Here is a 15,155-nt window from a genome sequence, read left to right as displayed (position 1 = left end):
CCGAAAATGAGTGGCAGGGTTCGGGCCGGATCGACCGAAGATTGGGTTAGAACGGTCCGCGTCCGCGGCCCGGCCCGCCGGGACCACCTGGACCACCGGGACCGCCGCCACCGAGCTGTAACTGGTTCGGCGTGCGGATGTTTTTCGTTCGCTTGAGGTACTCGCCGTAGGCGAAGCCGATCACCAGCCCGATGAGGTGTGCCGCGTGGGCGATGCCACCGGCACCAGCCATTCCCCCACCGACTAGCAGGAGACTTATCACGGCGAAACCGCCGGTAAGGACCCACAACGGCATCGGAATGAAGAACATGAAGTACACCTTGAGATCCGGATTTAATATTGTCATCACGCCGAGGATTGCCAGCGCTGCCCCGGATGCCCCGAGGACACCACTCGAACCCGATCCACCCTGAAGAAGTTGGATGAGAACCTGGGCAAGCCCAGCTGCTACCCCGCTACCGATGAACAGCAACCAGAAACTCCGGTCGTTGATGTACCGACTCAGCAACGGCCCGAAGAAGAAAATCACGATGCTGTTGAACACGAGATGCATGATACCGCCGTGGGCGAAGATAGACGTGAACCACGTCCAGACGTATTCGGGGTTCTGGGGCGTGAGTACGAATATCGAATCGTAGATGATCGGGGAAGTGGACGTGGCTACCAGCACGAATTCTGTCGCGATCTGGGCGACGAACGTGAGCCACATCAGTAACAAAACCGTATAGGTCGGGTTTCCGCGGAAGTACCCGAGCACGCCGCTCGAGCCCGTGTTAAACGGCAGCTTCGACGTGATCTTCTCCGTGGTCGAGGCCTCCGCGCTCGAGTTCACGCTGTCGTCGAAGCCGCTGTTGAAGACTCCCTTGGGGTCGTTCCAGTCGTGTAGGCCCGAGCAGTCGTGGTTTTCCGGCAGACGGTGCTCGCCGCAGTGTGTCCCACCGCAGTGGCGACACTCGTACGGCATGTTCTCTTGTTGCCCACACACGTCGCACTTGGCCATTGACCGGGGGTATGGGGGGAACGGCTAAGGGATTTGGGGTTCGGGCTCGATCGCCGTCGTCAATTCGAGGTCGTCCCACCGCGACAGTGACGTACATTTTTGCCGTTCAGGACCCAACGCACGGGTGTGCAAGAGTACGAGCGAAAGCAGCTCCTCGAGCGCGTCGGCCGCGAGGGAGCGACCGTCGGCGCTGATATCCCGGAGACGATCACCGTCCAGGGCGAGGACATCGATCTCCAGACGTTCGTCTTCGAGATCAAGCGCCGCGAGACGATCCCCGCGGGCGAGCGCGATCGGGTCGAGCGAGCCAAGAAGAACCTGCGACGCGAGCGACTCGAGCGCGTCGAACGGATCGAGGAGGACGACATCAGCCGCGAAACCGGCGAGGAACTCGCTCGAAGCATCGTCGGCATCGACAGGGCGCTCAACGCCCTCGAGAACTTGGGACCGACCGACCTCGAGCGAGAACAACAGGCAAAGCAGGCCGCGGATACGAAACGCTGGATGTCGTTCCTGCAGAAGGCACTCGGCCGCGAAGACACCGCGGCGTCGCGGGGAGGCCGGTAGTATGAGCGAACCGAACCAAGAAATCGCGAGCGACGAACGGAGGACCGCACGATGACGACCAACGCCGAACTCGCCGCCCGGTTCGAGGAGTTCGCCGACCTCCTCGAGGCCGACGACGTCGAGTACAAACCCAGGGCGTACCGCCGCGCCGCAGAGAACATTTTGGCCCATCCGTCGCCGATCGCCGACCAACTGGAGGCGGGCAACGAGGCGGCCGTCGAGAACATCGACGGCGTCGGGGACGCCATTTCCTCGAAGATCGTCGAGTACGTCGAGACCGGCGAGATCGAGGAACTCGAGGAACTGCGCGAGGAACTGCCGGTCGACATGGCCGCGCTGACCCGGGTCGAAGGCGTCGGCCCCAAGACGGTCGGCTCGCTCTATCGCGAACTCGAGATTCAAGATCTCGACGACCTCGAGGCCGCCGCCGAGGCGGGAGAGATTCAAGAGGTCAAAGGGTTCGGCCCGAAGACCGAGCAGAACATTCTCGAGAACGTCGAGTTCGCGCGGACGATCGGACAGCGCCAGCTTTTGGGCGAGGCCCGACCGCTGGCCGACGACGTGCTCGAGTACCTCGAGTCGATCGACGCGGTCGAGGAAGCCGAAGTCGCGGGCTCGATTCGCCGGTGGCGAGAGACCATCGGCGATGTCGACGCGCTGGCGGCCGCCGACTCTGGACGGGATGCTATCGACGCGTTCCTCGAGTGGGACTCGATCGACGACGAGATCGAATCGGGGCCGGAGAAAGCGAGCGTCCGGGTCGGCGACGTTCGGGTCGACCTGCGCGTGGTCGTCCCCACAGAGTTCGGCTCGGCGCTGCAGTACTTCACCGGGAGCAAGGACCACAACGTCCGGCTGCGCAACTACGCGATCGAGCGGGACATGAAGCTAAACGAGTACGGCGCGTTCGATATCAGCGATATCGACGACCCTGATGCCGGCCAACGCGTCGGCGAGCGCGTCGCGGGCGAGACCGAAGCGGAGATGTACGAAGCGCTCGACTTGCCCTGGATCCCGCCGGAACTGCGCGAAGACCGCGGCGAAATCGACGCCGCGGCGGCAGGCGAACTTCCGGAGCTCATCACGCGAAGCGACGTCCGCGGCGATCTACACACCCACACGGAGTGGTCCGACGGCAACAACACGATCGAGGAGATGGTCGAGGCCGCCGCCGACCGCGGCTACGACTACTACGCCATCGCCGACCACGCCCTGGGACCCGGCGTCGTCGGCGGCATGGGCCTCTCGGACGCGGAGATCGTAGAGCAGGTCGAGGAGATTCGAGAGGTCGACGCCGCCGCTGACATCGAGGTGCTCGCGGGAATCGAGGCCAACATCGACGCCGACGGAGAAATCGACCTCGGCGACGAGGTAATCGATGCGCTCGACGTTATCGTCGCTTCCCCGCACAGCGCGCTCGATCAGGACTCGGCGGCCGCCGCGAAGCGACTCGAGCGGGCAATCGAAAACCCCGCGATCGACGTGATCGGGCACCCGAGCGGACGACTGCTCAACGAGCGCGAAGGACTGGCCATCGACGCGTCGGCGCTGGGTGCCGCGGCCGCCGCACACGACACCGCACTCGAGGTCAACAGCAATCTGCGACGCCTCGACCTCTGGGGCAGCGCCGTCCAGGCCGCCATAGAGGAGGGCGCGACCATCGCGATCAACACCGACGCACACCAGCCGGCGACCCTCGAGTACGTCCGCTGGGGCGTCCACACCGCCCGACGCGGCTGGGCCGAACCGGACGACGTGATCAACACGTGGGATATAGAGGAGCTTCGAGAGTTCCTGCACTGAGGCTCCTTTCGAGAATACTATAGCAAGCACTTTCGACGGTTCGAGAATCGATCAATAGACGGCGTCGTCTTCGAACCGGCCGTCGTAGGCGATGTGATTTGCGTGAGTCGGCTCTTGGCCGGAGAGAAAGAGCCGATCGATCTTCTCCCAGGTGTTTTCGTACCCGAGGTGGAGGAGTTCTTTCGCCGTCGTCGTCCACCGCTCGAGGCCGGTGGCGTGGACGACGCGCCGTCCGATCCCGTTCTCGAGGGCTTCGAGAACCTCCGCTTCGGTCTCGAACTCGCGGTCGAACGCGGTGTAGGCAGCGCCGACCGTACTCGCGAAGTGCGCGTACGACGACGTAAACGGCGGTATCGAACGCGATTCGGCGATATCCCGCGCACGTCGGTTGTCCCGCGGGAGGTGCTTCGGGTTGTAGACCTCGAGCGCGTCGATGGTCTCCTCGTAGGTCCGAACGTCGTCTTCGCCGAGGCTAACCGTCAGAAATTCGGGATGGGGAATCAACACCGTCGCGTCCTGGCGCTCGAATTCGGCCATCGCCGCCTCGAGGGAGATGAAATCGGGAACGGGATCGGAAAGTCCCAGCGCGAGCACGTGCTTGCGATTGCGCCACGACCCCGTAAACACCTCTCGGGCGGGGATCACGAGCAGATCGTCGCTCGAGAAGACTTCCGCCCGCCGACGGATCTCGGGGAGGCGCGTGAAGTGTGGCGCGTAGACGATGGCGTCGAGACCCGCCGATCTGGCGTTCGCAACGACGTCTCTGTTGAGCACCTTGACGTGGCAATCGACTCGAAACTCGGCTCCGGCAGTCACGTCAGCCAGTTTCGCGACGTTGAAGTTATGAATTCTGATTCGTCAGTCAGAAGGACGTGTCGTGAAGCCGACTGGTCGAAAAGATCTTTAGGTGCCGTTGTCTCACAGTCATCAATGCCCTGGGACTGTGGAATCGATGGCTGCGGGGAAACCTTCGACGACGTCGAACCCGCGATCGTCCATCAGGCGACCGAACACGAGCGCCGCGAGTGCAAAGTCTGTGGAACCATCGTCCCAGACGGCTATCTCTCGATCCGCCACGTCTTCACCGAACACAGCCGCGCCGAGTACGTCAGAGCCTACAGCGCGAGTTCCGAAGACGTCCGCGAACGGGAGGAGCTCCTCGAGGAGATCGAATCCGTCGCGGACATGGAACAGATCGCGACCGAACTCTCGCGGTAGCTACCACCCGAACCACCGCATCCACACCCGGTAACCCGGCGCGAATATCTCGCCACCAGTTCTCGAATCCGTCGTGCTCTTCCCTTTCACGTTGTCGGGTCATACGTCGTCGGGTCACTCGCTTCGCTCAGCGACCACTCCTTGCAAAATATAGTATGAAATGACCTCGGCGCACAGCGCCGAGTGAACCAACCCGCTATCGCTCGTCGGAAACCGCTCACGGCACCTCTTCCGTTCGCGTTGTTCGACGAACTACCGTTCGTCGCTATCAAGCACGCGAATCTGATCGCCCCGTACCGTCACTGGAATCGGAACCGTCGCCTCGTACAGTTCGACGGTCACCTGATCCTTGCCCTCGTCGATGCGTTGCACCTGTGCTTTCTCGCCTTTGAACGGCCCGGCGATGAGTTCGACGATGTCGCCTTCCGCGATCCCCTCGACGTCCGGTTTCGGCGAGAGGAAGTGCTCGACCTCGGAGATGTCCGACTCGCCCGGAACGATGGTTCGGGCGTGCGGAATGTCCTCGAGAACGCGGTTGATTACCGCGCTCCCGTCGGCCTCGACCATCACGTAGGAGGTCAGCGAGTCGGGTGCGAGCGCGGCGTGGATATCCGGCTCTTCGCGGTTGATGATCATGTCTGCGACGGTGCGCTCTTGACTCGCTGTGGTTTTGACTGCGTAGATCGCCATTAGGCGCCACCTGCACTGGTCAGGAACACCATGATCGTACCGATGATGAACCCGACGAGACCGATGAAGATGATTCCAGCGCCGGCGATCTTCGAGACCTGCAGGAACTCGTTCGTCGACGGTGTCTTTGCCATTTTTAACACCCTGACGTACGAGGTGAGATCGTACGGAACGTCCATATATGTGTGTTTAGAGGACGCGCCCTTTTATTTGTCTTTCGTGTCCAATTTCTTTCACCCGGGGTCGATTCGGATCCGTACCCGATCCCAATATGTCTCGCTCAACCGGCACCGACGTTGCAATTGACGGCAGGCTACCCAACCCTCGGGAGACCGAACGACCGCTATGGCAGAAGACGACACCGACCGGCGAGACGAGTACGAAGCGGAACGAGAGGCAGAGATCGAGGACGAACTCGAGCGGATCGACCGCGACCCCGAGGAGGTCGACGATGGGAGCGACGACCTGGGAACGCAGAACGCGCCGCGTTCCGAAAGCGACGAAGATTCGCGCGAGGAGTCCGAAGAGTGAGACACCTCGTCTGAGGGCGACCACCGCCAGTACGCACACCGCGCGAGTTCGATACCACGGCGCGCACTCGTTGTCAGCCACTGGAACTCCGCGACCACTGGAACTCCCCGGCTCACCGAGTTCGAACAATCGGTCGTGCTACGAACCGAGCCACCGCGCGAGTGCTCCTGCGAGAAGCACCAGTCCACCGGCGATAAACGTGCCGGGAACCGGAAGTGCGAACAAAATTGCACCAAACGCGAGGACCGCTGTTGATGGTTTCATCCGGACGTGACTACGAGACCCAGACGGTTACCACTTGGGCCACTCAAACGGGCTGGAGCAGAAAGCTGGGGCCGGAGGATCTGATACTGATCATTCGTCGGACACCCAGATCGACGTGAGAGCTCTTCTACGACACCCTGTCGGAAAGCGATCCACAGACGGATACGCCTCGAGGGAACTCCGCGAACGGGATTCTTTTGCCCCCGGCAGCCGACCGGTGGGGTATGGAGGTCCACGTCGTCGCCGACGACCCGGTTCGAGCCGCTATCGACGCCGCGCTGTCCGATATCGATATCACGACCCGAGACGCCGAGCCGACGGCGCTTTCCGGCGCCCGATTCGCGATCGTCAGCGACGTCGTCGGCTCGGACACGTTCGAGCGGGCGCTTGATGCGACTCGAGCGGGGGAGACCCCCTGGATCGCCGTCGAGATCGGCGGCGTCGGCGGCCACCCGATCGCAGACGTCGACGCGGCCGTGTCGGGGTTCGCGCCGGCGACGGCCTGTTACGACTGTCTCCGCCAGCGCGTCGCCTCGACTCGAGCCAGCGAGGAGTCGCTTGAGCAGCCGAGCGCGGATCGGAGCGCGGCCCGACTCGCCGGGGCGATCGCGGGCCGTGAGTGCGTTCGGACGTTTAGCGGGGACGGGGAATCGATCGTGGGCCGCGTTCGCGAACTCCCTTACGCGAGCCGGCGGTGTCTGCCGGTCCCGACCTGCAAGTGCGGGAGCGACGGACGGGACCGGACGCTCGATCTCGCCGACGAGTCGTCGCTCGAACTCGAGCAGGCGGTCGAGCGAGCCGAACTGGCGATCGACTCCCGGCTGGGGCCGGTCCGCTCGATCGGCGAGGCCGAGTCATTCCCGGCGCCGTACTATCTGGCGACGCTCGCCGATACCGACCCGTTCAGCGACGCGAGCGCCTCGAAGCAATCAGCCGGCGTCGACGACGACTGGAACGCCGCGCTGATGAAGGCAGTCGGCGAAGGTCTCGAGCGCTACTGCGCCGGCGTGTACCGCGACGCCGCGCTCCGATACGCGTCCGTCGACGACCTCGAGAATCCCGTCTCGCCGCTCGAGCTCGTCCGGCCCGAAGACGCGCCGGAATTCGATTCGTCGACGACGTGTCGCTGGGTCGACGGCGTCGACCTCGAGAGCGGCGAGTCCGCACAGCTTCCCGCTGCGGCCGTTCACTTCCCCCAGCCCGGCGATCCCCTCGTCCCGGCGATCACGACCGGACTCGGGCTCGGTTCCTCGACCGCGGACGCCGTTCGATCGGGGCTGACGGAAGTGATAGAGCGCGACGCGACGATGCTCTCGTGGTACTCGACATACGAACCGATCGGTCTCGACGTCGAGGACGAGGCCTACGACCGACTCGAGCGCAGGGCTCGAAGCGAGGGGCTCACCGCGACCGCGCTGTTGGTGACTCAGGACGTGGACGTCCCCGTCGTTGCCGTCGCCGTCTACCGAGAAGATGCTGAACCGGGCGGCGACGATCGCTGGCCCCGGTTCGCAGCCGGCTCTGCGGCGGCGCTCGACGGAACCGCCGCCGCTCGCTCGGCGCTTGCAGAGGCGCTCCAAAACTGGATGGAACTCCGCGGAATCGGGCGGGACGAGGCCGATACCGCGACCGGGCAGATCGGCCACTACGCGTCGTTTCCCGACCCGGTCAGGGAGTTCGTCGACGTCGAACGAACGATCCCCGCAGACCGCGTGGGCCCGGACCCGGCGCCGACCGGATCGGACGCTCTCGAGGAACTCGTCTCCCGGACGAACGCGGCGGGCCTTCGGCCTTACGCGGCGCGAGTGACGACACGAGACGTCGAACGACTCGGGTTCGAGGCGGTTCGGGTCGTGGTTCCCGGCGCACAGCCGCTTTTCACCGACGAGCCGTACTTCGGCGACCGCGCAACCGATGTGCCCGACGAACTCGGTTTCGAACCCGCCCTCGAACGCGAGTTCCACCCCTATCCCTGAGACCTGACACTCTTCTCGAGAGTGGGTCTTCTGTTCAAGATCTGCTCGAAAAATCACACCGCTCGAGTGAAGTCCGATCCGGGATAGCTGCGGTTTCCCGTCTCGTCCGAGTGATTGTCCCGTTCGATCTGCTCATGTACTCACTGGCGAGCCAGTTCGCCAACGCGAACCGACGGCGAATCCGTTCGCTCGTTTTCGGTCAGGAAGACTCGTTACTGTCGGTTTCGTTGCCGTCGGATTCGACGGACTCGTTACCCTCCGTCGACGCGTTGCCGTCGTCCGCGGACGAAGAGATCTGAAGGTCGAGGTCGTCCTCGTAAATCGTGATCGAAACGAGGACCGTCTCGGGGGTAACGGCCCCGACCTCGACCCGATCGTCCCCCTCGTCCTGATCGACGAGGACGGCCTGCAAACTCTGTTCGATCCCCTCGAGCGACGGCGCACTGACGCGTTCACCGGGCGTCACCGAGTAGCTCTGATCGTAGGTTCCTCTGCCGGTACCTCGTTCGCGAGCCTCGAGTTGAATGTACTGGGTCTGATCGGATTCGTTGTAAATCTCTATCGGAATCGGACTTCGTATCTCGCCCTCGAAGTGCTCCCGAATGCCGCCGACGCAGCCAGCTAATCCAACGGTCGCGAATACGCCCGCGGATTGGAGTACAGTACGGCGATTCACACTCGAGACTCGGGACCGGACGGTTGTATGTATTACTTTTTCGAACCCGCCGCCTGACAGTCTCGGCCATCGGGAGGCGGGTCCGATCAGCGCACGATCTAGTTGGTTCCAAAACATAATATACGATGTGTGAGAACCTGTTCGCATGGGAGCTCCCACAACTCGAGGGCAAGCAGAGTACGGAACGGTAGACGACGTCGGAATCGCTCCTGACACGGGATGGAACGCACAGTACATCGACGGCACGTGGCGGTCGCCGGGCGACCGATCGACCATCTCAGTGAACGCGCCGGCGACGCGGGAACCGGTCGGCGAGGTTCCGCAGGGAACGACCGACGATCTCGACGAGGCGTTCCAGATCGCGGAGACGGCACAGTCGGAGTGGGCACAGATGCCACCACAAGAACGCTCCCGAATCGTCTCGACGGCCGCACAGATCCTCGAGGAACACATGGAGGAACTCATCCACCTGATCGCGATAGAGGGTGGCGGCGTCCGCGCGAAGGGCGAGTTCGAAGGCGGAGCGGCCGTCGGCGTCGCATCCCACGCGGCGGGCATGGCGCTTCGGAATCGCGGCGAGCGCTCCGAATCGACGATTCCCGGGAAGGAGAACATCGTCGTCGAGGAACCGGTGGGCGTCGTGGGAGTCATCACGCCGTGGAACTTCCCGACGGTGCTCTCGATGCGCGCGGTCGCGCCGGCGATCGCACTCGGAAACAGCGTCGTCCTGAAGCCCGACGAGCACACGCCCGTCACGGGCGGACTCCTGCTCGCTCGAGTGTTCGAACTGGCCGGACTTCCGGACGGCGTGTTGAACGTCGTCACCGGCTACGGCGAGGATATCGGCGATCACTTCTCGGGCCACGAAGTGCCGGACGTAATCTCGTTTACCGGGTCGACCGAGATCGGCCGCCGCGTGGCGACCAACGCGGTCGAGAACTTCCACTTCCCGGCGCTGGAACTGGGCGGGAACAACGCCCACATCGTCACTGACGACGCCGATCTCGAGGTGGCGATCGAAGCCGGCGCTTTCGGTTCGTTCACCCATCAAGGACAGGTCTGTATCTCGATCAATCGACACCTCGTCCACGAGGACGTCTACGACGACTACGTCGCGGGGTTGGCCGAAGCCGCCGAGCACGTCCCCGTCGGGGACCCGCTCGAGGACGAGTCGATTGTCGGGCCGATCATCAACGAATCGCAGTTCGAGGAGATGACCGACTACCTCGAGAAGACCGTCGACGCGGGCGCGGTCGTCGAAGCCGGCGGCGAGTCCGACTTCCCCTATGTCGAACCGACCGTCCTCTCGAACGTGACGAACGACATGGCGGCGGCCTGTAACGAGCACTTCGGACCGATCGCACCCGTGATTCCGTTCTCGAGCGACGAGGAAGCGATCGAACTGGCCAACGACACGGAGATGGGGCTGTCGGGGTCGGTCCACTGTCGGGATATCACTCGGGCCCGCGCCATTGCAGAGCAAGTCGAGACCGGTATGATCCACATCAACGACCAACCGATCAACGACGATCCGCAGGCGCCGTTCGGCGGCGTCAAATCCTCTGGGATGGGGCGGTACAACGACCGATGGATCGCAGACGAGTTCACCACGACGCGCTGGATCTCCGTCCAGCACGAACCCCGAGAGTACTGAACGCGCTCGAGGCGAGTCACATCTCGATCGGGGGATAGCGACTCGCTCGGAGAGATAGTGACTCGATAAGGGTCGTAGCGACTCGAGCAGGGCGGTATTTTCAAGGCGGAACCGAGCGATATGGAACCAATGGAGAAAGTCGAAATCGACGAGGTCGACAACGAGCCGAATCCGATGGCAGCACAGTCAGTTCGGCGGCCGGTGTCGGACGCCCTCGGAACGACCGATTTCGCCATGAACTACTTCGAACTCGAGCCGGGCGAGTCCTTTTCGGGCGGCTATCACACCCACCATGATCAGGAGGAGGTCTTCTACGTACTCGAGGGGACAGCGACGTTCGAGACGGAAAACGGACCTCTCACCGTCGACGCTGGTGAACTCGTCCGATTCGCCCCCGGCGAGTTTCAGCAGGGGACCAACGAGGGCGACGACCCCCTCGTCGGCTGGGCCCTGGGCGCGCCCGACTCGAGTCACAACTGGGAGGACATCGAATCGGTCGTCTACTGTCGGGCCTGCGACTCCGAAACCAAACATGGCCTCGAAATCACAGACGGGGGCGGCTTCCGGCTCAACTGCTCGAACTGCGACAGTTCGTTTACGATCGCGTAATCGGATCCGCGTCGGCAGCGCCCGCCGTGATCACTCGTCTGCCGGCGAGTAGTTCGGCGCTTCGTCCGTGATCACGACGTCGTGAGCGTGGCTCTCGGCCTGTCCGGCCGCCGAGACGCGGACGAACTCGCTTCGCTCTTTGAACTCGGGGATCGTTTCGCCGCCGACGTAACCCATCCCCGACTGCATCCCGCCGGCGAGCTGGTGGAGTTCGGACTCGAGGGTGCCCTTGTACGGCGTCGCGGCCTCGACGCCTTCGGGGACGTACTCGTCGTCGTCCTGCGGTTCGTCTTTCAGGTACCGGTCGCTGTCGCCGGACTTCATCGCGCCGACCGAACCCATGCCGCGGTACTGCTTGTACTTCTTGCCGTTCATCGTCACGACCCGACCCGGCGCCTCTTCGGTTCCGGCGAAGTACGAACCGAGCATGACCGCGTCAGCGCCCGCTGCGATCGACTTGATGGCGTCTCCGGAGTAGCGGATGCCGCCGTCGGCGATCACCGGCACGTCGTGTCGACTCGCGACGTCCGCGACCTGGGAGACGGCGGTGATCTGGGGCATTCCGGATCCCGAGACGACTCTCGTCGTACAGATCGATCCCGGACCGATGCCGACCTTGATCCCGTCGGCGAAGTCGACGAGATCCTCGGCCGCCTCTCGCGTCCCGACGTTGCCGACGACGACGTCCGCGTCGACGGACTCTTTGATCTCTCGGGCGCCCTCGATGACGTTCAGGTTGTGCGCGTGTGCACAGTCGATAAAGAGAATGTCGACGCCGGCCTCGTCGGCTGCCTCCGCGCGGTCCGTTTCGAACGGGCCGACGGCGACGCCACAGCGGAGTCGACCGTCGTCGTCGCGAACCGCCTCGCCGTACTCGCGGCGCTGGAGGATCCCCTGCATCGTCACCAGGCCGACGAGGAGGTTCTCGTCGTCGACGACCGGGACGCGCTCGATCTTGTGTTCGTACATCAGATCGAAGGCGTCGCGCGCGTCGATGTCTTCCGATGCCGTGATGACCTCGTCGGTCATCGCCTCGGTGACCGCATCGTCCTCGTTGACCTCGAGGTGAGGCCGGATGTCCGTACTCGAGATGATGCCGAGGACTTCCCCGCGCGTGTTGACGACGGGTGCGCCCCCGACGCCTTCCCTGACCATCATCTCGTCGACCTCGCGGACGGTCATCTCCGGATCGGCGGTCACGACCGAGTCGGTCGGGATGATGAGGTCGTCGGCACTTTTGACGCGGTGGATCTCCTCGACCATCTCGTCGACGTTCATGTTCCGGTGGAGGACGCCGAGCCCGCCGTGGCGAGCCATCGCGACCGCCATCTCGCTCTCGGTGACGGTATCCATCGCCGCGGAGATGATCGGAACGGAGACCTCGATAGATTTCGAGACGCGACTCGTCAGATCCGCGTCGTCGGGCTCGACGCGGCTCTCTTTCGGGCGAAGGAGTACGTCGTCGAAAGTCAGGGCTTCCGGTACTCGAAGCTTCGAAGAATACGGCTCGTGTTCGGGAGCGTCGTTCGCCATGTAAACTGTCCGGAATCGGGAGCCAAAAACGTTGCGTGTTGCACTTTCAGCCCGCAGAGCGGCACCGATGATCACGGGAAGAACTGGCGGAGTGATCGACTCGAGGTTCGGTCTCGACCACTCTCGAGCGTTCGTTCGGCACCGACAGAATGTAACGATCGGAAACCGAATGCGGAGTGTCGCCCATTACCGTCGAGAAATGCACACTGTCGACGGACGATCCGCGGAGTATTGGAACCACGTCTCACACAACGTTTATTAATAATGCAGGACTTTCCTACGATATGTTCGCTGTGAGTTCCACCACGGCCCGAACCGGTGATCGGATGCGCGCAGTTTCTATCGCACCGTTTACATTCGGGTTTTCGAACCTCACAGCAGGCCAGAAACGGTCGAACGGCTGGCCCAATGCGTGCCAGTCCGGACGGGACCGTTCGTTACACTCCCATCTGGCCCCGGGTCACGGCCATCGACCCTGATCGATGAGCACGTCACAGCACCCGGTCGCACTCAGCCTCGAGCGATTCGTCAGCGACGACGCCAAACTGCTCGCGCTGGTCATGGCCCTGCCGCTCGTCGACGGCGTGTTCCCGGCGATGATCCTCGCTGGCGCGGTCGACGACCCGATCGGCGCGATTCAGGTCGGGCTCCTGATTTTCGGCGGCAGCGCGACCGTCGCCGTGATCCTCGCGGAGATGGACGGCTCGCCGAGAGAGCAGGCGGCCATCGTCCTAGTCGTCGGCCTGCCGTTGATCGCCCTCGCCGCGGTACAGGCGGCGCTCGCGCCGACGATCGAGAGCGTCGTGAACATCGCCATCTTCGAACGCTTCGCGGCGCTTGTGATCGCGGCCATCGCGGCCCACACCGCGAGTGCCACCGTCGGCGAGTACATCCCGAACCCCGGCATCATCATCGCGCTGGGGCTGCTCGCGAGCCTCGAGCCGAGCGGCGCCGAACTGGCCTTCGAGGCCGACCCCGCGCTGATCGCCAACGGGACCCTCGCGGCCGGCGTCGGCGTCCTGTTCGCCCTCACGGTCGCCGTCGCCGGTCCGTACCTCCGGACCTACATGGACATCGATCGGTTCCGATTCGGCAGCGCCGTCGCGCTCGGACTGCTCCCCCTCTCGCTGCTCGGGATGGCCTTCGGCGAGGCGCCGCTCGCGGCCCTGCTCGTCGCCGCCGTGCTCTCGATCGATCCCCAGTTCGACGGCGAGGCCGCTCGAGAAACCCTCGAGACCGCTCCCCGACCGGACGGCGGCAGCGCCGAAGACCGATCGAACGCGACCGAACCGAAGGTGCCCGACTCGAGCGACTCCGAGGACGACACCTACCCCGGCGACGATTCGACCGACACCGCGGGCCGAGCCCCCTGGCTGTGATCGAATCGTAACGGCTTTAGGGAGGATCGCTCTATGATTGCTCGAGGGGTCGTGGCCAAGCCAGGCATGGCGGCTGACTCCAGAGGCTACGGCGCCCGGGACGACACTCCAGACTGATATACTGATCGGACACCTGATCAGTGTCCGTGTGATGACCCTCTGGAGTTCCGAGGCGCACCGGAGATATCAGTAGATCGGGGGTTCAAATCCCTCCGACCCCATGTGAAATAAAAGAGGGCGTGGATCGATTTACCGCGCCCTCGACACTTCTTATTCAGTAGCGGGTGGTCCGCGTGACGGTCGCATCATGGCCGTCTGTTAGATAATAGACTCGTCAGAACTTTGGAGAGTATGTGACGGATCAGTTCGGGCGAGTCTTCGGCGACGAAAACAACCGAGCCCATCGCTGTGGAAACTGTGATTCCTACCGACGACTGAGCCGGGGGTCCGCCGCCGGTCTCGAGGTTCGGGTTCTTGATCGCGAAAATGGATGTCGATTCGATGAATGCGCGCTCGAGAGCGGCGACTCGCTCGAATGTGGTTTCCCGCCCGCCACGTCTGCGAGAACACGCTATTCGAGGTCTCTGGGCGTGAGGGAGATATCTGTCCGTTCTGTGGTGGCCGGTTACCTCGAGGTGGACAACGGTGAGCGGTAACGCCTCGAGCGGTACTGATCATCCCCGATCCGCGCGGATGCGGTCGAATCCGAACCAGATTCCGATCAGGATGGCTACGAAAAGTACGGCTATTACAGCCATCCCGATGTTATCTGACCATCCGCTAAGTGCTGGAACCACGAATCCGCCGAACCAGCCTACAAGCATTCCTCCGAGTGCGACGGATGCGATTAATAATATCAGAAGACGATCGGTGAGTTCGCTCATACAAAATTTTAGGTCTCTGACAACGATAAGCACGCTGCCTGAATCGGCCCTATTTGGGTCTGGCCGATCACGTCGCCGAGTCGTCGCCGTTCCAGCAGTGGCTCGCCGAGAACGGTGCCGACCTCGAGTTCGACGACAGCGAGAATCCCAAGCGAATGCGGATTGATACGATTCTCTCGCAGTTGAAAGCCGACAGCTTCGAGCACGTCGCGACGATCGCGGCGGAACCCCTCGAGAAGTGGTCGAAGTCGGGCAACGATCCGACGGTTCTCCGTGGCGCGCAGTTGACCTGGAAGACTCCCGGCGGCGGGAGTGAAACCGGATTCGTCGGCGCTGTTGCGGATCGGTGAATCAGCTTCCGTAGTGGCAAC

Annotated in this window: 15 protein-coding genes, 1 tRNA gene and 2 pseudogenes; 11 read left to right on the top strand and 7 right to left on the bottom strand. The window is 63.3% G+C overall.

All coding sequences use genetic code 11. The annotated features are described in order from the left end of the window. Window positions 1–46: 46 nt before the first annotated feature. On the bottom strand, window positions 47–1,000 hold the full coding sequence (locus BM348_RS05655; protein WP_092902800.1) for a rhomboid family intramembrane serine protease: 954 nt from the start codon (window positions 998–1,000) through the stop codon (window positions 47–49). Between the two features lie 126 nt (window positions 1,001–1,126). Here BM348_RS05655 and BM348_RS05650 point away from each other — a divergent pair, with 126 nt between their 5' ends. Beyond that, window positions 1,127–1,567, top strand: coding sequence for a DUF5788 family protein (locus BM348_RS05650; protein ID WP_092902798.1), 441 nt, complete (start codon window positions 1,127–1,129; stop codon window positions 1,565–1,567). A 51-nt stretch (window positions 1,568–1,618) separates the two neighbouring features. Beyond that, window positions 1,619–3,370: a DNA polymerase/3'-5' exonuclease PolX gene (gene polX / locus BM348_RS05645; RefSeq protein WP_092902795.1), complete on the top strand. Its 1,752-nt coding sequence runs from the start codon at window positions 1,619–1,621 to the stop codon at window positions 3,368–3,370. 51 nt (window positions 3,371–3,421) lie between these two features. Here polX and BM348_RS05640 read toward each other — a convergent pair whose 3' ends face one another. Beyond that, window positions 3,422–4,195, bottom strand: coding sequence for a PHP domain-containing protein (locus BM348_RS05640; protein ID WP_175507128.1), 774 nt, complete (start codon window positions 4,193–4,195; stop codon window positions 3,422–3,424). Between the two features lie 105 nt (window positions 4,196–4,300). Between BM348_RS05640 and BM348_RS05635 the strand changes: the two genes are divergently transcribed. Beyond that, complete coding sequence (locus BM348_RS05635; RefSeq protein ID WP_092902791.1) at window positions 4,301–4,588, top strand: DUF7565 family protein; 288 nt, start codon at window positions 4,301–4,303, stop codon at window positions 4,586–4,588. A gap of 252 nt (window positions 4,589–4,840) precedes the next feature. On the opposite strand, the gene BM348_RS05630 is transcribed toward BM348_RS05635, so the two are convergent. Next, on the bottom strand, window positions 4,841–5,278 hold the full coding sequence (locus BM348_RS05630) for a transcription elongation factor Spt5 (RefSeq protein ID WP_050051144.1): 438 nt from the start codon (window positions 5,276–5,278) through the stop codon (window positions 4,841–4,843). Further along, on the bottom strand, window positions 5,278–5,457 hold the full coding sequence (locus BM348_RS05625; RefSeq protein ID WP_050051145.1) for a protein translocase SEC61 complex subunit gamma: 180 nt from the start codon (window positions 5,455–5,457) through the stop codon (window positions 5,278–5,280). The genes BM348_RS05630 and BM348_RS05625 overlap by 1 nt, the downstream gene beginning before the upstream one ends. A 166-nt stretch (window positions 5,458–5,623) precedes the next feature. Between BM348_RS05625 and BM348_RS05620 the strand changes: the two genes are divergently transcribed. Both BM348_RS05620 and BM348_RS05615 read left to right on the top strand, forming a co-directional pair. Next, window positions 5,624–5,809, top strand: coding sequence for a hypothetical protein (locus tag BM348_RS05620; RefSeq protein ID WP_092902789.1), 186 nt, complete (start codon window positions 5,624–5,626; stop codon window positions 5,807–5,809). Window positions 5,810–6,297: 488 nt separating this feature from the next. After that, complete coding sequence (locus BM348_RS05615) at window positions 6,298–8,049, top strand: YcaO-like family protein (protein WP_092902787.1); 1,752 nt, start codon at window positions 6,298–6,300, stop codon at window positions 8,047–8,049. Between the two features lie 199 nt (window positions 8,050–8,248). Here the strand turns inward: BM348_RS05615 and BM348_RS05610 are convergent, their stop codons facing one another. Further along, complete coding sequence (locus BM348_RS05610; protein ID WP_245779395.1) at window positions 8,249–8,725, bottom strand: hypothetical protein; 477 nt, start codon at window positions 8,723–8,725, stop codon at window positions 8,249–8,251. A gap of 145 nt (window positions 8,726–8,870) precedes the next feature. On the opposite strand from BM348_RS05610, the gene BM348_RS05605 reads away from it, so the two are divergent. Then, window positions 8,871–10,379 carry an aldehyde dehydrogenase family protein gene (locus tag BM348_RS05605; protein WP_092902785.1) on the top strand — a complete coding sequence of 503 codons (1,509 nt, stop codon included), beginning with the start codon at window positions 8,871–8,873 and terminating at the stop codon, window positions 10,377–10,379. Between the two features lie 129 nt (window positions 10,380–10,508). After that, complete coding sequence (locus tag BM348_RS05600) at window positions 10,509–10,988, top strand: cupin domain-containing protein (RefSeq protein ID WP_092902783.1); 480 nt, start codon at window positions 10,509–10,511, stop codon at window positions 10,986–10,988. A gap of 30 nt (window positions 10,989–11,018) precedes the next feature. On the opposite strand, the gene guaB is transcribed toward BM348_RS05600, so the two are convergent. Continuing rightward, window positions 11,019–12,521: an IMP dehydrogenase gene (gene guaB, locus BM348_RS05595; RefSeq protein ID WP_092902781.1), complete on the bottom strand. Its 1,503-nt coding sequence runs from the start codon at window positions 12,519–12,521 to the stop codon at window positions 11,019–11,021. A 482-nt stretch (window positions 12,522–13,003) separates the two neighbouring features. Here guaB and BM348_RS05590 point away from each other — a divergent pair, with 482 nt between their 5' ends. From BM348_RS05590 to BM348_RS21780, 3 genes and pseudogenes are all read left to right on the top strand, one after another. Further along, window positions 13,004–13,900: a DUF5794 domain-containing protein gene (locus BM348_RS05590; protein WP_092902779.1), complete on the top strand. Its 897-nt coding sequence runs from the start codon at window positions 13,004–13,006 to the stop codon at window positions 13,898–13,900. Window positions 13,901–13,945: 45 nt separating this feature from the next. Further along, window positions 13,946–14,121: transfer RNA gene (locus BM348_RS21165), tRNA-Trp, on the top strand. A 63-nt stretch (window positions 14,122–14,184) separates the two neighbouring features. After that, window positions 14,185–14,385 (top strand): annotated as a pseudogene (locus BM348_RS21780) (DUF7563 family protein); the annotation flags it as partial. A gap of 189 nt (window positions 14,386–14,574) precedes the next feature. Here BM348_RS21780 and BM348_RS05580 read toward each other — a convergent pair. After that, a complete protein-coding gene (locus tag BM348_RS05580; protein WP_092902777.1) occupies window positions 14,575–14,784 on the bottom strand; it encodes a hypothetical protein in 210 nt (69 codons plus the stop codon). Window positions 14,785–14,837: 53 nt separating this feature from the next. Between BM348_RS05580 and BM348_RS05575 the strand changes: the two are divergent. After that, window positions 14,838–15,134 (top strand): annotated as a pseudogene (locus BM348_RS05575) (DNA-binding protein); the annotation flags it as partial. Window positions 15,135–15,155 lie beyond the last annotated feature (21 nt).

It is taken from the genome of Halostagnicola kamekurae (assembly GCF_900116205.1).
Lineage (GTDB): Archaea > Halobacteriota > Halobacteria > Halobacteriales > Natrialbaceae > Halostagnicola > Halostagnicola kamekurae.
This window is presented reverse-complemented; position numbering and strand designations above follow the sequence as displayed.

What these genes read in the sequence shown, in the direction of transcription:
- BM348_RS05615 (WP_092902787.1), top strand. Translation starts at nt 6,298, where the DNA reads ATGGAGGTCCACGTCGTCGCCGACGACCCGGTTCGAGCCGCTATCGAC.
- guaB (WP_092902781.1), bottom strand. Translation starts at nt 12,521, where the DNA reads ATGGCGAACGACGCTCCCGAACACGAGCCGTATTCTTCGAAGCTTCGA.
- BM348_RS05590 (WP_092902779.1), top strand. Translation starts at nt 13,004, where the DNA reads ATGAGCACGTCACAGCACCCGGTCGCACTCAGCCTCGAGCGATTCGTC.
- BM348_RS05630 (WP_050051144.1), bottom strand. Translation starts at nt 5,278, where the DNA reads ATGGCGATCTACGCAGTCAAAACCACAGCGAGTCAAGAGCGCACCGTC.
- BM348_RS05620 (WP_092902789.1), top strand. Translation starts at nt 5,624, where the DNA reads ATGGCAGAAGACGACACCGACCGGCGAGACGAGTACGAAGCGGAACGA.
- BM348_RS05600 (WP_092902783.1), top strand. Translation starts at nt 10,509, where the DNA reads ATGGAGAAAGTCGAAATCGACGAGGTCGACAACGAGCCGAATCCGATG.
- BM348_RS05635 (WP_092902791.1), top strand. Translation starts at nt 4,301, where the DNA reads ATGCCCTGGGACTGTGGAATCGATGGCTGCGGGGAAACCTTCGACGAC.
- BM348_RS05655 (WP_092902800.1), bottom strand. Translation starts at nt 1,000, where the DNA reads ATGGCCAAGTGCGACGTGTGTGGGCAACAAGAGAACATGCCGTACGAG.
- polX (WP_092902795.1), top strand. Translation starts at nt 1,619, where the DNA reads ATGACGACCAACGCCGAACTCGCCGCCCGGTTCGAGGAGTTCGCCGAC.
- BM348_RS05580 (WP_092902777.1), bottom strand. Translation starts at nt 14,784, where the DNA reads ATGAGCGAACTCACCGATCGTCTTCTGATATTATTAATCGCATCCGTC.
- BM348_RS05605 (WP_092902785.1), top strand. Translation starts at nt 8,871, where the DNA reads ATGGGAGCTCCCACAACTCGAGGGCAAGCAGAGTACGGAACGGTAGAC.
- BM348_RS05625 (WP_050051145.1), bottom strand. Translation starts at nt 5,457, where the DNA reads ATGGACGTTCCGTACGATCTCACCTCGTACGTCAGGGTGTTAAAAATG.